The sequence below is a fragment of the Bacillus sp. SA1-12 genome (assembly GCF_000981385.1).
Taxonomy (GTDB): domain Bacteria; phylum Bacillota; class Bacilli; order Bacillales; family Bacillaceae; genus Metabacillus.
Genome location: NZ_LATZ01000002.1, coordinates 104,230 through 123,134, shown reverse-complemented (window position 1 = coordinate 123,134; position 18,905 = coordinate 104,230). Strand labels below are relative to the sequence as shown.

17 protein-coding genes are annotated in these 18,905 nt (G+C 36.6%); 9 read left to right on the top strand and 8 right to left on the bottom strand.

Annotated features, from left to right (window positions below; translation table 11 throughout):
- Positions 1-47: 47 nt before the first annotated feature.
- On the top strand, positions 48-1,211 hold the full coding sequence (locus WQ54_RS01785) for an acyl-CoA dehydrogenase family protein (RefSeq protein WP_046511236.1): 1,164 nt from the start codon (positions 48-50) through the stop codon (positions 1,209-1,211).
- A gap of 100 nt (positions 1,212-1,311) precedes the next feature.
- On the opposite strand, the gene WQ54_RS01780 is transcribed toward WQ54_RS01785, so the two are convergent.
- The 3 genes from WQ54_RS01780 to mreBH all read right to left on the bottom strand — a co-directional run bounded on the left by WQ54_RS01780 (position 1,312) and on the right by mreBH (position 3,046).
- A complete protein-coding gene (locus WQ54_RS01780; RefSeq protein WP_156177620.1) occupies positions 1,312-1,533 on the bottom strand; it encodes a hypothetical protein in 222 nt (73 codons plus the stop codon).
- 68 nt (positions 1,534-1,601) lie between these two features.
- Positions 1,602-1,739 (bottom strand): protein YkpC, encoded by a 138-nt coding sequence (locus tag WQ54_RS34160; RefSeq protein WP_197089518.1) that lies wholly within the window; start codon positions 1,737-1,739, stop codon positions 1,602-1,604.
- Positions 1,740-2,038: 299 nt separating this feature from the next.
- Positions 2,039-3,046 carry a rod-share determining protein MreBH gene (mreBH, locus tag WQ54_RS01775; protein ID WP_046511230.1) on the bottom strand — a complete coding sequence of 336 codons (1,008 nt, stop codon included), beginning with the start codon at positions 3,044-3,046 and terminating at the stop codon, positions 2,039-2,041.
- A 239-nt stretch (positions 3,047-3,285) separates the two neighbouring features.
- Here mreBH and recQ point away from each other — a divergent pair, with 239 nt between their 5' ends.
- Positions 3,286-5,421, top strand: a complete 2,136-nt coding sequence (gene recQ, locus WQ54_RS01770; RefSeq protein ID WP_046511227.1) for a DNA helicase RecQ — start codon at positions 3,286-3,288, stop codon at positions 5,419-5,421.
- A 237-nt stretch (positions 5,422-5,658) separates the two neighbouring features.
- On the opposite strand, the gene WQ54_RS01765 is transcribed toward recQ, so the two are convergent.
- Positions 5,659-6,738 carry an AbrB family transcriptional regulator gene (locus WQ54_RS01765; RefSeq protein WP_046511224.1) on the bottom strand — a complete coding sequence of 360 codons (1,080 nt, stop codon included), beginning with the start codon at positions 6,736-6,738 and terminating at the stop codon, positions 5,659-5,661.
- Positions 6,739-6,951: 213 nt separating this feature from the next.
- Between WQ54_RS01765 and WQ54_RS01760 the strand changes: the two genes are divergently transcribed.
- Complete coding sequence (locus tag WQ54_RS01760) at positions 6,952-7,614, top strand: TrkA family potassium uptake protein (protein WP_046511222.1); 663 nt, start codon at positions 6,952-6,954, stop codon at positions 7,612-7,614.
- An 84-nt stretch (positions 7,615-7,698) separates the two neighbouring features.
- Here the strand turns inward: WQ54_RS01760 and rnjA are convergent, their stop codons facing one another.
- Both rnjA and WQ54_RS01750 read right to left on the bottom strand, forming a co-directional pair.
- Complete coding sequence (gene rnjA / locus WQ54_RS01755; protein WP_046511219.1) at positions 7,699-9,366, bottom strand: ribonuclease J1; 1,668 nt, start codon at positions 9,364-9,366, stop codon at positions 7,699-7,701.
- Between the two features lie 5 nt (positions 9,367-9,371).
- A complete protein-coding gene (locus tag WQ54_RS01750) occupies positions 9,372-9,581 on the bottom strand; it encodes a DNA-dependent RNA polymerase subunit epsilon (RefSeq protein WP_046511216.1) in 210 nt (69 codons plus the stop codon).
- 504 nt (positions 9,582-10,085) lie between these two features.
- Here WQ54_RS01750 and WQ54_RS01745 point away from each other — a divergent pair.
- A complete protein-coding gene (locus WQ54_RS01745) occupies positions 10,086-10,862 on the top strand; it encodes a Cof-type HAD-IIB family hydrolase (protein ID WP_046511214.1) in 777 nt (258 codons plus the stop codon).
- Between the two features lie 299 nt (positions 10,863-11,161).
- Here the strand turns inward: WQ54_RS01745 and def are convergent, their stop codons facing one another.
- Entirely contained in the window at positions 11,162-11,716 is a 555-nt protein-coding gene (gene def / locus WQ54_RS01740; RefSeq protein WP_046511211.1) for a peptide deformylase, read from the bottom strand.
- A gap of 371 nt (positions 11,717-12,087) precedes the next feature.
- Here def and WQ54_RS01735 point away from each other — a divergent pair, with 371 nt between their 5' ends.
- The 5 genes from WQ54_RS01735 (at position 12,088) to lpdA (ending at position 18,323) form a co-directional block, all read left to right on the top strand.
- A complete protein-coding gene (locus WQ54_RS01735; protein ID WP_231597429.1) occupies positions 12,088-12,759 on the top strand; it encodes a YkyA family protein in 672 nt (223 codons plus the stop codon).
- A 624-nt stretch (positions 12,760-13,383) separates the two neighbouring features.
- On the top strand, positions 13,384-14,499 hold the full coding sequence (pdhA, locus tag WQ54_RS01730) for a pyruvate dehydrogenase (acetyl-transferring) E1 component subunit alpha (protein WP_046511208.1): 1,116 nt from the start codon (positions 13,384-13,386) through the stop codon (positions 14,497-14,499).
- Between the two features lie 3 nt (positions 14,500-14,502).
- Entirely contained in the window at positions 14,503-15,480 is a 978-nt protein-coding gene (locus tag WQ54_RS01725; protein ID WP_046511205.1) for an alpha-ketoacid dehydrogenase subunit beta, read from the top strand.
- A 110-nt stretch (positions 15,481-15,590) separates the two neighbouring features.
- Positions 15,591-16,910, top strand: a complete 1,320-nt coding sequence (locus WQ54_RS01720; protein ID WP_046511201.1) for a dihydrolipoamide acetyltransferase family protein — start codon at positions 15,591-15,593, stop codon at positions 16,908-16,910.
- Positions 16,911-16,913: 3 nt separating this feature from the next.
- A complete protein-coding gene (gene lpdA / locus WQ54_RS01715) occupies positions 16,914-18,323 on the top strand; it encodes a dihydrolipoyl dehydrogenase (protein WP_046511197.1) in 1,410 nt (469 codons plus the stop codon).
- Positions 18,324-18,508: 185 nt separating this feature from the next.
- Here the strand turns inward: lpdA and WQ54_RS01710 are convergent, their stop codons facing one another.
- Positions 18,509-18,886, bottom strand: coding sequence for a hypothetical protein (locus tag WQ54_RS01710; RefSeq protein WP_052737615.1), 378 nt, complete (start codon positions 18,884-18,886; stop codon positions 18,509-18,511).
- Positions 18,887-18,905: the final 19 nt, after the last annotated feature.

The window sequence follows — 18,905 nt, the reverse complement described above, 5'->3', positions numbered from 1 at the left end:
TATGTGTTGACAGAAAATTATTACAATGTAACTATCGAGGTGATGACGTGAACTTTTTAGATGAACAATTTATTAAAACATCTGATCAAAAGAAATTATTAGAGAAAACAGATAAGTTAGCAAAGGAATTTACTTTAACCGCTGACAAATATGATCGGGAGGGTAATTTTCCCTTTCGGCATTTTAATCGCTTAAAAGAAGAAGGTTTTTTAAAGTTAACAATTCCAAAACAGTATGGCGGAGATGGTGCTACATTATATGAATTCCTAATGGTACAGGAAAAAATTGCTCAAGGTGATGCAGCTACAGCTTTATCGCTTGGGTGGCATTTAAGTTTGTTGATGGATGTTCATATAACGAAAAAATGGGAAATAGCCATTTATGAAAAAATCTGTAAGGAAATCATTTTAGATCATAAACTCATAAATAGTGCGGCAACAGAACCAAACTCCGGCAGTCCTGCAAGAGGTGGGAAGCCGGAAACAACCGCTGTTAAAAAGGACGATAATTGGGTTATAAATGGGAAAAAGATATTTACATCTTTGGCACCTGCACTAGACTATTTTATTGTTCCAGCAACAATTGAAGAAACTGGAGAAATAGGTGATTTCCTCATTCCTCGAACACAACGTGGGGTATCTATTGAGGAAACATGGGATACAGTAGGTATGCGCGGAACCAGAAGTGATGATTTGATATTAAATTCTGTTGAAGTTCCATTTGATGCATTAGTTGAGAGAAAGGTGAAAAAGGAAAGACCTGCTGCTCAGGGCTGGCTGCTACATATTCCAGCATGCTATATCGGTGTAGCTGTTGCTGCTAGAAATGAAGCAGTAGAGTTTGCAAAAACCTATCAGCCGACAAGCCTTACACATCCTATTAAAGAGGTTCCAGAGGTAAGAAGAAAGGTTGCGGAAATTGATTTAAAATTGACAACTGCCAGAACATTTATGTATGCTGTTGCTGATAAGTGGGATGCTGATCCAACAAATCGTGCAAATTTAGCATATGATTTAGCAGCAGTAAAAACAATTGTGACGAATGCCGCTGTTGAGGTTGTTGATCTGGCAATGAGAATTGTTGGCGGGCAAAGTTTATTTATGTCCAATGCATTGCAAAGACATTATCGGGATGTTCGTGCCGGTTTGCATAATCCGCCTTCAGATGATATAACGTCAAAAATATTAGCTGACCGAGCGTTTCGAAGCTAAGGTGTAGAGGGTTAACTAAAAAATGATTGTAGGGGCTGTCTCTACTCTAAACTATATGGGGTGAGACAGCCTTACTATATGTATCTATGTACTCATATACTTATACACCTGCTGCTATAGTAAGTAAGTAGATAACACTGCTACCTAACACTAAGATTCCAATTACATAGATATTGATAATGGCACCGATCATGCCTTTTTTTGTAAACATCAAGACCAATGAATAGGCAAACCCAATCAAAAGAACGCCGATAAAAATCGGAACAGTATGCAAGCCCATTCCGCCGCTTACTAGTAATAGGATTGCTATAAGCGGAAACAAAACGGAATCAAATTCAATAAAGATGATTGTTTACTGCTAAGTTCCATGTAACAAACACGCCTTTCAAATTATTCTCCTTGGACTTGGCCGATTTCATTATTACCTGCGGGACTTGATGGCATATTCGCAAGCGATACGCTCATACCTCCCATGATAATACCTGCTAACGTTAAACTAATGATAATTCTTCTGCTTAGATCCTTCACAAATGTACCTCCCTATTTTTCAAATATAAGACGAAATGCAAAATGCAAATGTTTCATTGCTTCCTGAAATCTCGTAAAAAAGATTTAGAAAGGGAATTTCGCTTATCAAGTAAGCCACACATAATGTATTCAATGAATTTAGAAATGATGCAAATAATTCATGTAAAATTTTTGTAAAAAATATAATTATTTTGTTACGTGGATGTACTAGATGAAGATAGAATTCAATTAAAAAAGCTCATGAGAGAAGATGATACAAATTCTCTCATGAGCTCTATTGAAAGGTGCTTATTGTAATACTATTTAGCTGTTTTTAATAACTTGCTTATGACTGTTAAAGATCTGCCAGTACCAATCGCAACACATTCCAAAGGATTAGGTGCAATATGGACAGGAACAACAATTTCTTGACTTAACCATTCCTGAATTCCTTTCATTAATGCTCCGCCACCAGATAAGATGACACCACGATCAACGATGTCACCGCTAAGTTCAGGAGGACAATCCTCAAGCGTAGCTCGGATTGCTTCTAAAATGTGCAGTAAGGATTCTTTCATTGCTTCTTGCATTTCATAAGAAGAAACGGAAATGGTCTTTGGCAATCCCGTTACTAAATCTCGCCCGCGGATGTCCATTATTTCTTTTTCGTGCTCAACTAATGCATAGCCAATTTCCATCTTCATTTGTTCAGCCGTACGTTCACCAATTAATAGATTATAGTTTTTACGAATGTATTGAATGATATCTTCGTCTAATTGGTCACCGGCAATACGAATTGAATGAACAGAAACAACTCCGCCAAAGGAGATTATGGCTACTTCAGTTGTTCCGCCGCCAATATCGACAACAACATTTGCAATCGGTTCATCAACAGGCAGGTCTGCGCCAATCGCAGCAGCTACTGGTTCTTCAATTAGGTGAACTTGTTTTGCACCAGAGCTTTTGATGGCATCTTGAATAGCTCTTCTTTCAACAGATGTAGCACCAGAAGGAGTACAAACAACCACTGTAGGTTTTCTCATCGACATTCCAAGTTTACGTGAAGCGATTTTCATAATATGTCTCAGCATATCTGTTGTAATATCATAATCAGCGATAACCCCATCTTTAAGAGGTCTTACTGCAACAATCTTGCCAGGTGTTTTTCCGATCATACTTTTCGCCTCTGAGCCAACTGCTAAAACCTTTTTTGTCGTTGTATCAATTGCAACCACAGATGGTTCATTTAGAACGATTCCTTTATTTTTACTATAAACCAATATATTAGCGGTACCTAAATCTATCCCAATTTCAGTATTTGATAACATAATTTTATAAAACCTCTTTTCTTCCGTACTTTATTATAATATTTGTAGAAGTTTGTAGTTTTATGGGGGCTGACATATTTTTAAAAAGAATTAGTCATTATTTTGTCATATTACCGAAATAAAACTCATTTTGCAAAAGAGACAAAATTCAATTTTGACAGAAAATGAAATGGAACAATCTAAACATGATATACTATTTAGAATAAAAAATAAGAATGTTCAGGGAGCTAGGTGATTAAATGCTACAGCAAGCTGAAAAACTATTAAACGATTACTTTGGATACCGTTCTTTCCGAAAAGGACAGCAAGAGATAATAGAGAGTGTCTTAAAGGGGCAAGATACATTAGCGATTATGCCTACTGGTGGAGGTAAATCAATTTGTTATCAAGTGCCTGCATTACTTATGGATGGTATGACCATTGTGATATCTCCATTAATCTCGTTAATGAAGGATCAAGTAGATGCGTTAACTAGCATTGGGATCTCATCTACTTTTATCAATAGCAGCTTAACAACAAAAGAAGTGAACGAAAGAATGGCAGAGATAGATGAGGGTGCTTATAAAATCCTATATATTGCCCCTGAGCGCCTTGAAGTAGAATCCTTTCGTACGTTTCTTTTAACGAAGAGAGTATCAATGGTGGCAGTTGATGAGGCTCATTGTATTTCTCAATGGGGCCACGATTTTCGTCCAAGCTACCGCAGCATAAAAAGGATGATTGCAGCGTTTGCAAAAAAACCGATTGTTATAGCTTTGACTGCCACTGCGACAAAAGAAGTAACTGAAGATATATGTGAGCTTTTAAGTATACCGCCCGCATCTACGTATGTAACAGGCTTTGCTCGTGATAATTTAACATTTAATGTGATTAAGGGTGAAAATAAACGTGATTATATTATTCGATATGTGAAAGCTAATCGTGATCAGGCAGGTATTATTTATGCTGCTACAAGGAAAGAAGTTGATGATTTATCTCAATTCTTAAAAAAGAGCGGAATAAAAGCTGGAAAATACCATGCAGGTTTATCAGAACATGAACGAGCGGAGCAGCAGGATCAATTTCTCTTTGATCAGCTAGATATTATGGTGGCTACAAATGCGTTTGGAATGGGAATAAATAAATCAAATGTCCGATTTGTTATTCATCATAATTTGCCAAAAAATATTGAGGCTTATTATCAGGAAGCAGGCCGTGCAGGCCGGGATGGAGAAAAAAGCGAATGTACAATATTGTTTGCCGCTCAAGATATCCAATTGCAGAAATTCTTAATTGAGCAAACAACTTTAAGTCAAGATAAAAAGGTACAAGAATATCAAAAGCTTCAGCAGATGGTGGATCTTTGTCATACAGAAAAATGTCTACAAACTTATATCATAGACTACTTTGGAGAAACGACTCCACATGCTCCTTGTGAACGGTGCATGAATTGTACAGATACCCGTTCTAAAATTGATGTGACGAGAGAAGCATTAATGACTTTTTCATGTGTCAAGAGGATGGATGAGAGATTTGGGAAAACCCTTGTAGCACAAGTTTTAAAAGGTTCAAATAATAAACGAATTAACCAATTGGGCTTTCATAAACTATCAACCTACAGTTTGATGAAGGAGAAAACAGAAAAGCAAATTGTCGATTTAATCGATTTTTTAATAGCAGAAGGATACTTATCACTCACAAATGATAAGTACCCAGTTTTAATGTTAAGTAACAAAGCAAGAGATGTTATCGTCGATAATCAACAAGTTTTTAAGAAGGAACAAGTGACTATCAAATCAATTGAGGTAGACGATGATTTATTTGAAAAACTTAAGCTGGTTAGACGTGAATTGTCTGTACAGCTGGGAGTACCCCCTTATATTATATTTTCAGATAGTAGTTTAAGAGATATGAGCAATAAAGTTCCAACAACAGAGGAAGAGTTTTTGCAAGTAAAAGGGGTAGCAAAAACAAAGTTAGATCGTTATGGAGAAAAATTTATATCCGCTATATGTGAGTACATGAAGTTAGAAAGAGCGAGTTCGGAAAAACAGCAAGAACAGGCAGCTCCTGTCCACCTTGTAAGTGAAAAAACGTTCAGCCATCTCACTAGCTATCAATTATTCCGAGACGGTCAAACAATAAAAGAAATTAGTGAATCTCGTGGAATATCGGTTATTACTGTGCAAAATCATTTAATCCGAGCAATGGAAGAGGGGAATCCAATTGATTGGTCTGAAATTATGACAGAAGAACTAGAAGCATTAATTACTGAAAAAATAAACGAGCTGGGAACTGATATGCTTAAACCATTAAAAGAGGCTCTGCCAGATGAAGTTGATTATTTTCAAATTAAAGCAGCAGTTTCTAAAAAGAAGCTAAAAAGCCTTAAATAACTTCATAAAAAAAACGTTCACTTTTCAAAAAACTTTGCAAAAGTGAACGTTTTTAAAAGCAATGATTATTCCAATCACAACGGTCAGTAAAACCCTTTCTAAAAAGTCAAGAGGAGGGATAACCGCCTGAAAAGTTCGGACATAGATTGTTGTGCAAGTGAGGTAAGACATAAGGAAATCGCGGCAAAATTAATACATTACATACTTTACTTGGAAAAACCTGATATAAGGTTCAATTTATGCCGAATGACTATTTTCCCCCAATCGTTTATTGACTGTAGCTCTCTTTATTCCATACTTTAAAATGCTCGGGACAAAACTAATAATAAAGAGCAAGCGAATAAATTGCAGAGAACTGACAACAGCTGGATCTGCTCCAATTGTTGATGCCGTTAACACCATCTCGACAAGACCGCCCGGTGCCAGTGATAGCATGGCAGTTGCTAGATCCAAATCAGTTAACAAGGTGAACAAATAGCCTAAACCAAAACTAGCTCCAATTAATAAAATCGTACCAGCAAAATATAATCCGCAATACTTCCCGCCCTTTTTCAAATCTGAAAAGGTTATCATCAATCCAAATCCAATTCCGATCGTTAATTGAGCAAAGACTAAAAATAAATCACTAAAGTCAGGTAAAGAAATACCACTTATATTAAGTAACGCAGTCGTTAGTAATGGGCCAATCACAAATGCTGCAGGTACTTTTGATCTTATTAACCAACCGACAAAACCTGCCAATAAAAACCATCCGTAAGTTAAAATTCCGCCTTCATTTGACAGCGATTGAATTGGCTGCATTACTGCCTGTGGCTCAAACATATGAAGAATGGCGAACGGTACAAAAAATACCACCGTTAAAAGCCTGACAGTTTGAAAGATTGTTACTAACGATGAATTTGCTTGAACTGATTCACTCGCTGCAACCATTTCAGATAATCCGCCAGGTATTGAAGCAAAAATACTTGTATTTTTATCAACATTTACGATCTTGCTAATCATCAGGGCATTTATGATACTGATAATGATTAATAAAATCGTTGTAACTAAAAATGGCAGCACATATGGGCCGACTGTGAGGAAAGTTTCTTTTGTGAAAGAAAGTCCAAATGAAATACCTAAAATGATAAATGAACCATTTTTTAATACAATGGGTTGATTTAAATCTTTTTGATTGGCGAAAATGGATCTCCAGATGATTAAAAAGGTCATTGGTCCTAGAATCCATGCAAGTGGTACATGACAAATATAGAAAAGAAAGCCGCCGCCTATACCTAATACGTATGGAAAGAGGATATTGTATATCTTGATCTGCATTTCATTCCCCCTTTAATTTGCTATTGTTTCTATTTTACCATTAATTCAAGGATATTTGGAAAAAGTATTACAGACATAAGGAGTGGACATTTGCACTTATGCTCTATAAAAAAAAGTCAAATTGTGGTACGATTTTATCGTTAAGAATATTGAGTGAGGAATCGTTTCTATAAGTTTAACGACACCACGTTTATAGTTTGCGGAGGTAGACGAATGAAAAAAGAATATGCAGTAATCGGACTTGGTCGATTTGGGGGCAGTATTTGTCGGGCTCTTAGTGAAGAGGGCTTGGAAGTAATGGCAATTGATATCGATGAAGATAGGGTGAATGAGTTTGCAAATGTTGCTTCACATGCAGTAGTTGGTGATACGACTGATGAAACTGTATTAAAAAGTTTGGGTATCCGCAATTTTGACCATGTAATTGTTGCGATTGGAGATAACATACAAGCAAGTATACTAACCACATTAATACTTAAAGAATTAGGTGTTCAGGATATTACGGTAAAAGCAACGAATGACTATCATGAAAAGGTTCTTTCTAAAATTGGGGCAAATCGCATTGTTCATCCAGAGCGTGATATGGGGAGAAGAATTGCGCATAAAATAGTTTCTAATAATGTATTGGACTATCTAGAGCTTTCCGAAGAACATAGTATCGTAGAGATCGTAGCAAATGAACGAATTCATGGTAATTCAATTATGGATTTGGATATACGCGCAAAATACGGTATCAATATTGTTGCTGTAAAACGGAATAAAGACATTATCGTATCACCCCAAGCTAATGAGATTATTCGGAAAAATGATATTTTGATTGTTATTGGTGCAGATGCAGATATTAACCGTTTTGAGAAACGTTTAATGGGTGATTAACAACAGTCACTGCACTGTCTTTTCTTTTAGAAAAAGGGGCTGTCTCAAAAAACTGAGGCAGCCCCTTTTAATACATCTATTCAATTATACTTCCATAATGATCGGTAGGATCATTGGACGGCGTTTCGTTTTTTCGTATAAGAACGGAGCAAGTGTATCAGTGATTTCGTTTTTAATTTCTGACCATTGGCTTGTTCGGCGTTCCATAATCTTCGATAAATGCTTTGTAATTAATGATTGTGCATCATTAATTAAATCCCCGGATTCTCGCATATATACAAATCCACGTGAAATGATATCTGGACCAGCTGCAATTTTGAAGTCCTTCATATTAATGCTGACAACAACAATGACAAGTCCTTCTTCAGAAAGAATTCTTCTGTCACGAAGAACAATATTTCCAATATCACCTATACCGCTGCCATCTATATAAACAGAGCCAGATGGAATCTTACCAGCAATTCCAACTTCATTATCGCCAATTGCCAATACTTCTCCATTATCCATGATAAAGCAGTTTTCTGGTTCAACACCACAGTCAACAGCATGCTTTGCATGCATTTTTTGCATACGGTATTCCCCGTGGATTGGCATAAAGTATTTTGGTTTCATTAAACGCAACATAAGCTTTTGTTCTTCTTGGCCGCCATGTCCTGATGTATGGATATCATTCAATGGACCGTGAATAACCTCAGCACCTGCACGGAAGAGCTGATTAATGGTTTTACTAACACTTAATGTGTTCCCGGGAATTGGCGAAGATGAGAAGACAACATTATCACCAGGAATAATTTGAATTTGTCGATGCGTACCATTGGCAATCCGTGAAAGTGCTGCCATTGGTTCTCCTTGACTTCCAGTACAAAGAATTGTCACTCGGTTTGTTGGCATGCGGTTGATTTCATGTGCATCAACAAATGTATCTTTAGGACAGCTAATATATCCTAAATCTTGTCCAATTTGAATAGCCGCTTCCATACTTCTGCCAAATACCGCAATTTTACGGTTATTTGTGACAGCCGCTTCCACAACTTGCTGCAGGCGGTGAATATTTGATGCAAATGTCGCAAAAATAATTCGGCCATCCACCTTGCGGAAAATTTCATGAATGCTCTCGCCAACACGTCTTTCAGACATTGTAAAATTAGGAATTTCACTATTCGTACTATCAGACAGTAAACAAAGGACACCATCACGTCCAATCTCAGCCATTTTCGTTAAGTTTGCCGGCTCTCCGACTGGCGTAAAATCAAATTTAAAGTCACCGGTATGTACAATATTCCCTGGAGGTGTTTTGACGACAATTCCGTATGAATCAGGGATGCTATGTGTTGTTCTAAAGAACGTAACAGATGTCTTTCGAAATTTAATAATGTCATCTTCTTTAATCTCAATTAATTTTGTTTGACGTAATAAACCGTGCTCTTCAAGTTTGTTTCTCAATAATCCTAATGCAAGTTTTCCGCCATAAATCGGGATATTTACTTGACGAAGTAAATAAGGAATTCCCCCAATATGGTCTTCATGTCCGTGCGTAATAAATAGTCCTTTAATTTTTTCTTCGTTTTTTTGTAAATATGTGTAATCGGGAATTACATAATCAATTCCAAGCAGCTCGTCCTCTGGGAACTTAATACCAGCATCAATAAGCACGATTTCATCCTGGAATTGGACACCGTACGTGTTTTTACCAATTTCACCGAGTCCGCCTAAGGCAAAAACGGCAACTTGGTCATTTTTTACAAATTTCATAACGATCAAATCTCCAATACTTTGTAATTTTCACTTTGTTTTTCATATTCTAAATAAGCTCCATCAATAGGTGTAATATATTCTATATTATAAGAACGGTCTATTAGCTTAGAGCGTACTTCCTCTTCAGATGTTGCTTCAATATATAGAGTGTTTGTTCTTTCACGAACAGGAACCTCTGAAATTTTATCTTGATAGTACACTTTGAAAATCATTTACCAAATCTCTCCTTAACTTCCGTATGTTAGACTAACTTTTTCTATTATATGCGATATTTACTTACAAGCCAAGCCTAGAGGGGAATGTGTCGAATCTTCTTTTTATTCGCGACATTACTTCTTCCAATATACCCTTTTATTTTTATAAATTGTACAAAGATACAATAAAAAAATTACTTAAGGTTAAACTAAGCGATCGTTTTGCGTTTTAAGAGATGTTTCCATTGTCTTTTTAATGATCTTTTGATTTTTTTTAACATAGCAGATTTCCTCCTTTTTTCATGTGTAGCGGGCAAAAACGCTCTTTATTCCTTAAATCTTTTGATGAGATCCGTCCAATATAAACTTTTTCAAAGATAGTATATGTAGAATGAATTAATCACTTACATGGGTTTTCGTGGAAATTATTAAATGTTGCTAGGTGACCTCAACTCAGCTAATATGGTAATTGGTTTATGATGTTTAGATTATTTTTATAGTTATAGAATAAGGAGCTTGATTATGGGCGATAAAGTTATTTTTTTTGATATTGATGGGACGATTCTAGATCATAATAAGGAAATACCGAAAACAACTAGAGAAACCATACAAAAACTTAAAAGTGCCGGCCATCATGTTGCTATTGCTACAGGACGTGCGCCTTTTATGTTTGAAGATTTGCGCAGAGAATTAAATATTCACTCATTCGTTAGTTATAATGGACAATATGTCGTATTTGAAGGTGAAGTTATTTACGAAAACCCGATAAAAAAGGAAACATTAGAAAATCTTTTACAATTTGCTGACAAAGAAAATCATCCTCTTGTGTTTATGAGTGATGTAAATATGATGTCTACAACAGGCGACCATCCCTTGATAGAGGAAAGCATGGGAAGTTTGAAATTTACACAGCCTGAAAAAAACCGTAACTATTATCTAGAACGAAATATTTATCAAACTCTATTGTTTTGTGAAATCGGGGAAGAAGAACGTTACACGAAACAATATTCAGAATTGAAGCTCATTCGCTGGCATGATGTTTCAACAGATATTTTACCTTCAAATGGCTCTAAAGCTGAGGGGATTAAACAATTAGCTAAAAGATTAAATATTCCAAAAGAAAATATTTATGCATTTGGCGATGGTCTGAATGATCTTGAAATGATCGAATTTGTTGGAACAGGGGTAGCAATGGGGAATGCGGTACCATCCTTAAAGGAAATTGCTGATTTTATCACAAAGCCGGTTGATGAGGACGGCATTCAATTTGGCTGTGAACAACTTGGATTATTAAAATAAGAAGGGCGGTTGCCCTTCTTATTTTAATAGATCATTTAACTTATGCGGCTAGGCGATAGCCTAGTTAAAGAACGGTAACTTTTCCAAGATGACTTATATGCCCTTGGTTAAGCAATAAGACGCTTTTGTATTCTTCCAGGAAACTAAAACATCCCATACTAATTGTTAGCGCTTTGACATCCAGCTCCTGCGCCTAGCCTCTCGAGTCATAAGCCACTCTGGAAGAAGACAAAAAACGTCTTTTATTCCAGAGCGTCTTATGCTTTTCGAGGCTGATCAAGGCGCTTCCGCATTTGTATTTACCGATCTATTGCAATTGCATTTTCCGGTTCTTGGAATGGGTTTTCTTCATTAATGTGATCATAGAACATAACACCATTTAAATGGTCTATTTCATGTTGAAAGACTATAGCTAATAGTCCTTTTAAGCGAATATCAATCTGTTCTCCTTCAAGGTTAGTTGCTTTTACTCGAATTCGAGCATAGCGGGGCACGACACCAGGGACAGCGCGATCCACTGATAAACAACCTTCACCACTTGTTAGAAAACTTTTTTCAACCGAGTGACTTATAATTTTCGGATTAAAAAGCGCATAGCTATGCTGTTCCCCTTTTTCATCAACTACATGGATTGCAATCATTCTTTTTAAAACATTTATCTGCGGTGCAGCCAGGCCGATTCCAGGGCGAAGGCCGAATTTTTCAGATGTTTCCGGATCTTGACTGTTTTTAACATATTCAATCATCTTTACTAAAGTTTCTTTATCTGGTTCTGAGGCAGGGATAGGTACTTCCTCTGCAACTTTTCTTAGTGTCGGATGACCTTCTCTAATAATATCTTCCATTGTAATCATGTTGTACACTCCTTTTTGACAAACCAACTAAAATTTTATCATAACAAAACTGATAAATAAAAATCATAAACGTCTATACCAGCGAATGTAACCTTTATGTATCAAATATTTAAGGATATATAAGATTATATAAAAAGATCTGATAAACGAAAAGAATCTTAACTTTATTTCATTGTAATTATAAGAGTAATGTATAACAAAAAATATATGTCTTCATTCAGAAAATCATTCTTAACTAGAAGATGCAAAATTGATACTGGTCTATATGCTAGATTCATTCATAAAATATAGTATTAATCATATGAATAAGATTGTAAAAAATTTCATTTCGCATTATAGTAGAAATTGGTTGAACGTTAGGGGGAGTATCATTGTTTTTCTTAAATAAAAATGCTTTTATACGTTTTGGTTTAGTATCGTCAATTCTATTATTCTTACTTTCGGGCTGTTTTGGTCCTTCGCCTGAAGAAAATATTTACACCACATTAGAAAAGGCGGTCAAATTAGAAGAACCCTTTCAGGAGCAGCAACAGCCGTTGTTAGAGCTGGAAAAGAAAGAGTCGGAATTATATAATCAAATCATGAACCTCGGAATGAAAGAGTTTGAAAAAATTGTAGCTTTATCAAAAGAAGCTCAGGCCCTTGTTGAACAACGAGAAACGAAAATAGAGGCAGAGCATAAAAGTATATCGTCCTCCAAAAAAGAATTTCAGGCTATAGAGGAAGAAATTGAAAAAATAGACGATGAAAATTTGAAAGCACAGGCAAATGAAATAAAAACAACGATGGATAAACGCTACAATACATACGAAAGTTTATATAAAGCATATAAGGCTTCAATTTCTCTTGATAAAGAGCTTTATTCGATGCTTCAGAACGAGGAGTTAACAATAGAAGAGCTGGAAGCTCACGTAAAAAAAATTAATGAATCTTATAATAAAGTTATGGAACAAAACGAAAAATTTAATCAATTAACTGAGCAATATAATAAAATAAAACTGGAATTTTATAAAAATGCCGAATTAAATATTGAAGAAAACTAAAGGTGATTTTAGTAAGGAGTCTGACAAAGACCATACGGTTTTGAGTCAGGCTCTTTTTTAAAATAAACATACAATGAATAGAAAAATAAAATTTAACTTAAAATTCAACCTTAATTATCATTTATTTTAACTAAGGGGAGAAACTGTATCAATATTTATTGGTACAGTTTTTCTTTTTGTAATAATACAGTTGGGATTATAGATAAAAATTTAAATACTAGTTTTTATGTAATCTTTTAAAAAAACCTTATACAAACTGATTGACGGACTCAAAACCATTGGTGTAAACTTGTTATGAATTAAAAAGGGTTGTATTAGTTGACTATTAATCAAAACTAATACAGAATAAACCATAGAAGCTTTTTAAACCACATCATATTGAGAAAGTTATATACGATCTCTTCAGTGGTAAATAGTTAGGTAGGTTTGAATTCAAAAAAATGTGTCATCACTCGCGATTTAGGGTAACCTAATGCTGTGCATTATGGAATTCTCTTACTAAATACTAATTCAGTTGAGGTTTGACAAGCATGCAGGATGCTAGCATTAAAGGGTTAAACAGTGAAGCTGCAAGCTTAAATTACCTGAACAAACACTCTTAAAAAGGAAAGGAAGAGGTTATAAATGGCTGCAAAAACAAAAAGCGCTGTTGTAGACAGTAAAAAACAGTTTGAAGCGATTGCTAAGCAGTTTGAAACACTCCAAATTTTAAATGAAGAAGGTAAAGTCGTAAATGAAGCGGCTATGCCGGATCTTTCTGATGAGCAGTTAAAAGAACTAATGCGTCGTATGGTTTATACACGTATTTTAGATCAACGTTCAATTTCCTTAAATCGCCAAGGACGCTTAGGATTTTATGCACCAACAGCAGGTCAAGAAGCTTCTCAACTTGCATCTCAATTTGCGTTAGAAAAAGAAGACTGGATTTTGCCTGGATATCGTGATGTACCTCAAATTATTTGGCACGGCCTTCCATTATATCAAGCATTCTTGTTCTCACGCGGACATTTCCATGGTAACCAAATGCCTGAAGGTGTAAATTGCCTATCTCCACAAATCATTATTGGAGCTCAATACATTCAAACAGCTGGTGTTGCACTTGGTTTGAAAAAGAAAGGTAAACAAGCAGTTGCGATTACATATACAGGTGATGGCGGAGCATCTCAAGGTGATTTCTATGAAGGAATTAACTTTGCTGGTGCATACAAGGCTCCTGCTATTTTCGTTGTACAAAATAACCGTTATGCAATCTCAACACCTGTTGAAAAACAATCTGCTGCTCAAACAATTGCTCAAAAAGCAGTGGCTGCAGGTATCGTAGGTGTACAAGTAGATGGTATGGACCCATTAGCGGTTTATGCGGCAGTACGTGATGCTCGTGAGCGTGCTGTTAATGGTGAAGGCCCTACATTAATCGAAACTTTAACATTCCGTTATGGTCCGCATACAATGGCCGGGGATGACCCAACTCGTTACCGTACAAAAGAAACAGAAAACGAGTGGGAAGCGAAGGATCCTTTAGTACGTTTCCGTAAATTCCTTGAAGACAAAGGTATCTGGAACGAAGAAGAAGAAAATAAAACAATTGAACAAGCAAAAGAAGATATAAAAGAAGCAATTCAAAAAGCAGATAAATATCCAAAACAAAAGGTAACGGACTTGATGGGAATCATGTACGAAGAAATGCCTTATAACTTAAAAGAGCAATACGAAATTTATAAAGCAAAGGAGTCGAAATAAGCCATGGCACAAATGACAATGATTCAAGCCATCACTGATGCTTTACGCACAGAGTTAAAAAACGATGAAAATGTTCTCGTATATGGAGAAGACGTTGGCGTAAACGGTGGTGTATTCCGTGCGACGGAGGGACTTCAAAAAGAATTCGGTGAAGACCGAGTATTTGACACTCCACTTGCAGAATCAGGAATAGGCGGTTTGACAGTCGGTTTTGGTCTGACTGGATTTCGTCCTGTAATGGAAATTCAGTTCTTTGGTTTCGTTTATGAGGTAATGGATTCTTTAAATGGTCAATTAGCTCGTATGCGCTATCGTTCTGGCGGTCGTTGGACAGCTCCTGTAACAATTCGTTCTCCATTTGGCGGATTCGTACATACTCCTGAGCTTCATGCTGATAGCTTAGAAGGATTAGTAGCACAACAACCAGGATTAAAAGTTGTTATTCCATCAACACCATATGATGCAAAAGGGCTGTTAATCTCAGCTATTCGTGATAACGATCCTGTTGTATTTTTAGAGCATATGAAATTATATCGTTCATTCCGTCAGGAAGTTCCTGAGGAAGAATATACAATTGAAATTGGTAAGGCTGATGTGAAGCGCGAAGGTACTGACCTTTCCATCATCACTTACGGAGCAATGGTTCATGAGTCATTAAAAGCCGCTGATGAATTAGCAAAAGAAGGCGTATCTGTAGAAGTTGTTGACTTACGTACAATCAGCCCGTTAGATATTGAGACAATTATTGCTTCTGTTGAAAAAACAGGCCGTGCAATTGTTGTCCAAGAAGCACAAAAACAAGCAGGTATCGCAGCGAACGTTGTTGCGGAAATTACTGAACGAGCAATCCTAAGCTTAGAAGCTCCAGTACTTCGTGTAACTGCCCCTGACACAGTATACGCATTTACTGAGGCTGAGAATGTATGGTTGCCTATTTATAAAGATATTATTGAAACTGCTAAAAAAGTAGTGAATTTCTAATACTAAAGTGGACGTTTATTAATGAAAAATTTTAGGCTTACGTTAAAGCATTGACGTTAAGCCCGATTTTTTGCTCGCGTATTTTTTAAAACATAAGGAGGTAGAATGATTTGGCATTCGAATTTAAACTGCCTGATATTGGTGAAGGTATCCATGAAGGTGAAATTGTTAAATGGTTCGTTAAACCTGGTGACAAGGTTGAAGAAGATGATGTCTTAGCGGAAGTACAAAATGATAAAGCAGTTGTTGAAATTCCATCACCTGTTAAAGGTACAGTTACAGAGGTGAACGTTGAGGAAGGAACGGTAGCAACTGTTGGACAAACAATTATAACATTCGATGCGCCTGGATATGAAAACTTGAAGTTTAAAGGCGATCACGGTGATGATGCACCTAAAGCAGAAGAAAAAACAGAAGCACAGGTTCAAGCAACAGCTGAAGCTGGACAAGAAGTTAAAAAGGAAGAAGCAGAAGTACAAAAAGAAGCTGAAGTTGATCCAAATAAACGCGTAATTGCAATGCCTTCTGTACGCAAATATGCTCGTGAAAAAGATGTGGATATTCGCCAAGTTTCTGGCAGCGGCAAAAATGGCCGAGTATTAAAAGAAGATGTAGACTCATTCCTTCAAGGTGGCGGTGTGTCTGAAGCAGCACCAGCGCAATCAGAAGTGGCACCAGCTGCTAAAGAAGAAAAACAAGCGAAGGCAGTTGCGGTTCCTGAAGGTGATTTCCCAGAAACTCGCGAGAAAATGAGCCCAATCCGAAAAGCAATCGCAAAAGCAATGGTTAACTCTAAGCATACAGCTCCACACGTAACATTAATGGATGAAGTTGATGTAACAAACCTAGTTGCTCACAGAAAACAATTCAAAAATGTTGCAGCAGAGCAGGGTATTAAGTTAACATATTTACCGTACGTAGTGAAGGCTCTTACTTCTGCGTTGAAAAAGTATCCAGTTCTTAATACTTCACTTGATGACAAAACAGAAGAAGTTGTTCAAAAGCACTATTACAATATTGGTATTGCTGCTGATACTGAAAAAGGTCTTCTTGTACCGGTAGTAAAACATGCTGAACGTAAATCTGTATTTGAAATTTCAGATGAAATTAATGGACTTGCTACAAAAGCGCGTGAAGGTAAATTAGCTCCTAATGAAATGAAAGGTGCTTCTTGCACAATCACAAACATAGGATCAGCAGGTGGACAATGGTTTACACCAGTTATTAACCACCCAGAGGTTGCTATTTTAGGTATTGGACGTATTGCAGAAAAACCTGTAGTGCGTGATGGAGAGATTGTAGTAGCTCCGGTTCTTGCACTATCATTAAGCTTCGACCACAGAATGATCGATGGTGCTACTGCACAAAATGCTCTTAACCACATCAAGCGTTTACTTAATGATCCACAATTAATTTTAATGGAGGCGTAATCGATGGTAGTTGGAGATTTCCCAATTGAAACAGATACTCTTGTCATCGGAGCAGGCCCAGGCGGATACGTTGCAGCGATCCGCGCTGCTCAATTAGGACAGAAGGTAACAGTTGTTGAAAAAGCAACATTAGGAGGAGTTTGCTTAAATGTTGGCTGTATTCCTTCTAAAGCATTAATTGCAGCTGGTCATCGTTATGAAACAGCTAAACATTCAGAAGATATGGGTATCAAAGCTGATAACGTGACAGTTGATTTCTCAAAAGTTCAAGAGTTTAAGCAAGGTGTTGTTAAAAAGCTAACAGGCGGTGTTGCTGGATTACTTAAAGGTAATAAAGTTGATGTCGTTTATGGTGAAGCATACTTTGTAGATAATGAAACAGTTAAAGTAATGGATGAAACATCTTCACAAACATACAAGTTTAAAAACGTAATTATTGCAACAGGTTCACGTCCAGTTGAAATCCCTGCGTTCAAATATACAAAACGTGTTATTGATTCAACAGGTGCATTAAACCTTCCTGAAATTCCTAAAAAACTTGCTGTAATTGGCGGAGGGGTTATCGGAATCGAGCTTGGAAGTGCATATGCTAACTTTGGTACTGAAGTTACTTTCATTGAAGCAGCTGATGATATCTTAGTTGGTTTTGAAAAGCAAATGAGCGCTTTAGTTAAACGCGGCCTTAAGAAAAAAGGTGCAGAAATTCATACAAATGCTTCAGCAAAGAGTGTTGAAGAAAGTGAAACTGGCGTAAAAGTAACATTTGAAGTAAAAGGTGAAGAAAAAACCATTGAAGCCGATTACTTACTTGTTTCAGTTGGCCGCCGTCCAAATACTGATGAGCTTGGATTAGAGCAAGTTGGTGTTGAAATGACGGAAAGAGGCATCATCAAAATTGATAAACAATGCCGTACAAATATTCCAAACATTTATGCAATTGGTGATATTGTTGAAGGACCACAATTAGCACATAAAGCTTCTTATGAAGGGAAAATTGCTGCAGAAGCAATTGCCGGAGAAAAAGCTGAAATTGATTATTTAGGTATTCCAGCTGTTGTATTCTCTGAGCCAGAGCTTGCATCTGTAGGTTATTCTGAAGCAGGAGCAAAAGAGGATGGAATTGAAGTGGTCGCTGCTAAGTTTCCATTTGCTGCGAATGGCCGTGCATTATCTTTAAATGATACGGACGGATTCCTAAAACTTATTACACGTAAAGAAGATGGATTAGTCATTGGCGGACAAATTGCTGGTCCTAGTGCTTCTGATATGATCTCTGAATTAAGCTTAGCAATCGAAGCTGGTATGACTGCAGAAGATATTGCTATGACAATTCATGCTCACCCTACATTAGGTGAGATCACAATGGAAGCAGCAGAAGTTGCTATTGGTACTCCAATTCATATCGTAAAATAAATGACCAAAGAGGCTTCTCATTTTTATGAGGACGCCTCTTTTTTGATTTCTTGAACTTGACTGTTGCTTTCCGCTCCTTGCTTTCGGTTTTAATCAAGAGCCTTCAGATTATTATTAATAAAAAAGAAGCTGTCTCACAGGGGCAGGGCCTTTTGAAACAACTTCATTGGGTAGGAAGGTTATGGCTAGTTTGTTGATAGGGCCTTCGAAATAGGTTTCATAATTTCATCCTTTGTTAGAAGGGCTCCTTCTATATGAACGATCACTTTATCCTCTTTTATGACAAGAAGGGAAGGGTAGATGTCCACCTCAAAATCCTTATAGTTACTGTTTTCCGGGATAACCTTCATATTGTTAAAATCCTCAGGAAACTCTTTCTGAATATCTAATAATGCATCATAGTAGACTGCTTCACGATCAATATTTTCTTCATCCGAAAAAAATAATAGCTGCTTTTCACTTGTCATTTCTTCATCTGGTTTAGCTTGTGAATATAAGACACTTTCACATGAAGAAAGGATAATAACTGGAATGATGAAGGCAATGAGTATTGATCTTGTCATCCCTGCCCACCTCTTTATT

Coding starts and splice junctions, on each gene's coding strand:
- mreBH (WP_046511230.1), bottom strand. CDS start 3,046: ATGTTATCAAATACTGAAATTGGGATAGATTTAGGTACCGCTAATATA.
- recQ (WP_046511227.1), top strand. CDS start 3,286: ATGCTACAGCAAGCTGAAAAACTATTAAACGATTACTTTGGATACCGT.
- WQ54_RS01765 (WP_046511224.1), bottom strand. CDS start 6,738: ATGCAGATCAAGATATACAATATCCTCTTTCCATACGTATTAGGTATA.
- WQ54_RS01760 (WP_046511222.1), top strand. CDS start 6,952: ATGAAAAAAGAATATGCAGTAATCGGACTTGGTCGATTTGGGGGCAGT.
- rnjA (WP_046511219.1), bottom strand. CDS start 9,366: ATGAAATTTGTAAAAAATGACCAAGTTGCCGTTTTTGCCTTAGGCGGA.
- WQ54_RS01750 (WP_046511216.1), bottom strand. CDS start 9,581: ATGATTTTCAAAGTGTACTATCAAGATAAAATTTCAGAGGTTCCTGTT.
- WQ54_RS01745 (WP_046511214.1), top strand. CDS start 10,086: ATGGGCGATAAAGTTATTTTTTTTGATATTGATGGGACGATTCTAGAT.
- def (WP_046511211.1), bottom strand. CDS start 11,716: ATGATTACAATGGAAGATATTATTAGAGAAGGTCATCCGACACTAAGA.
- pdhA (WP_046511208.1), top strand. CDS start 13,384: ATGGCTGCAAAAACAAAAAGCGCTGTTGTAGACAGTAAAAAACAGTTT.
- WQ54_RS01725 (WP_046511205.1), top strand. CDS start 14,503: ATGGCACAAATGACAATGATTCAAGCCATCACTGATGCTTTACGCACA.
- lpdA (WP_046511197.1), top strand. CDS start 16,914: ATGGTAGTTGGAGATTTCCCAATTGAAACAGATACTCTTGTCATCGGA.
- WQ54_RS01710 (WP_052737615.1), bottom strand. CDS start 18,886: ATGACAAGATCAATACTCATTGCCTTCATCATTCCAGTTATTATCCTT.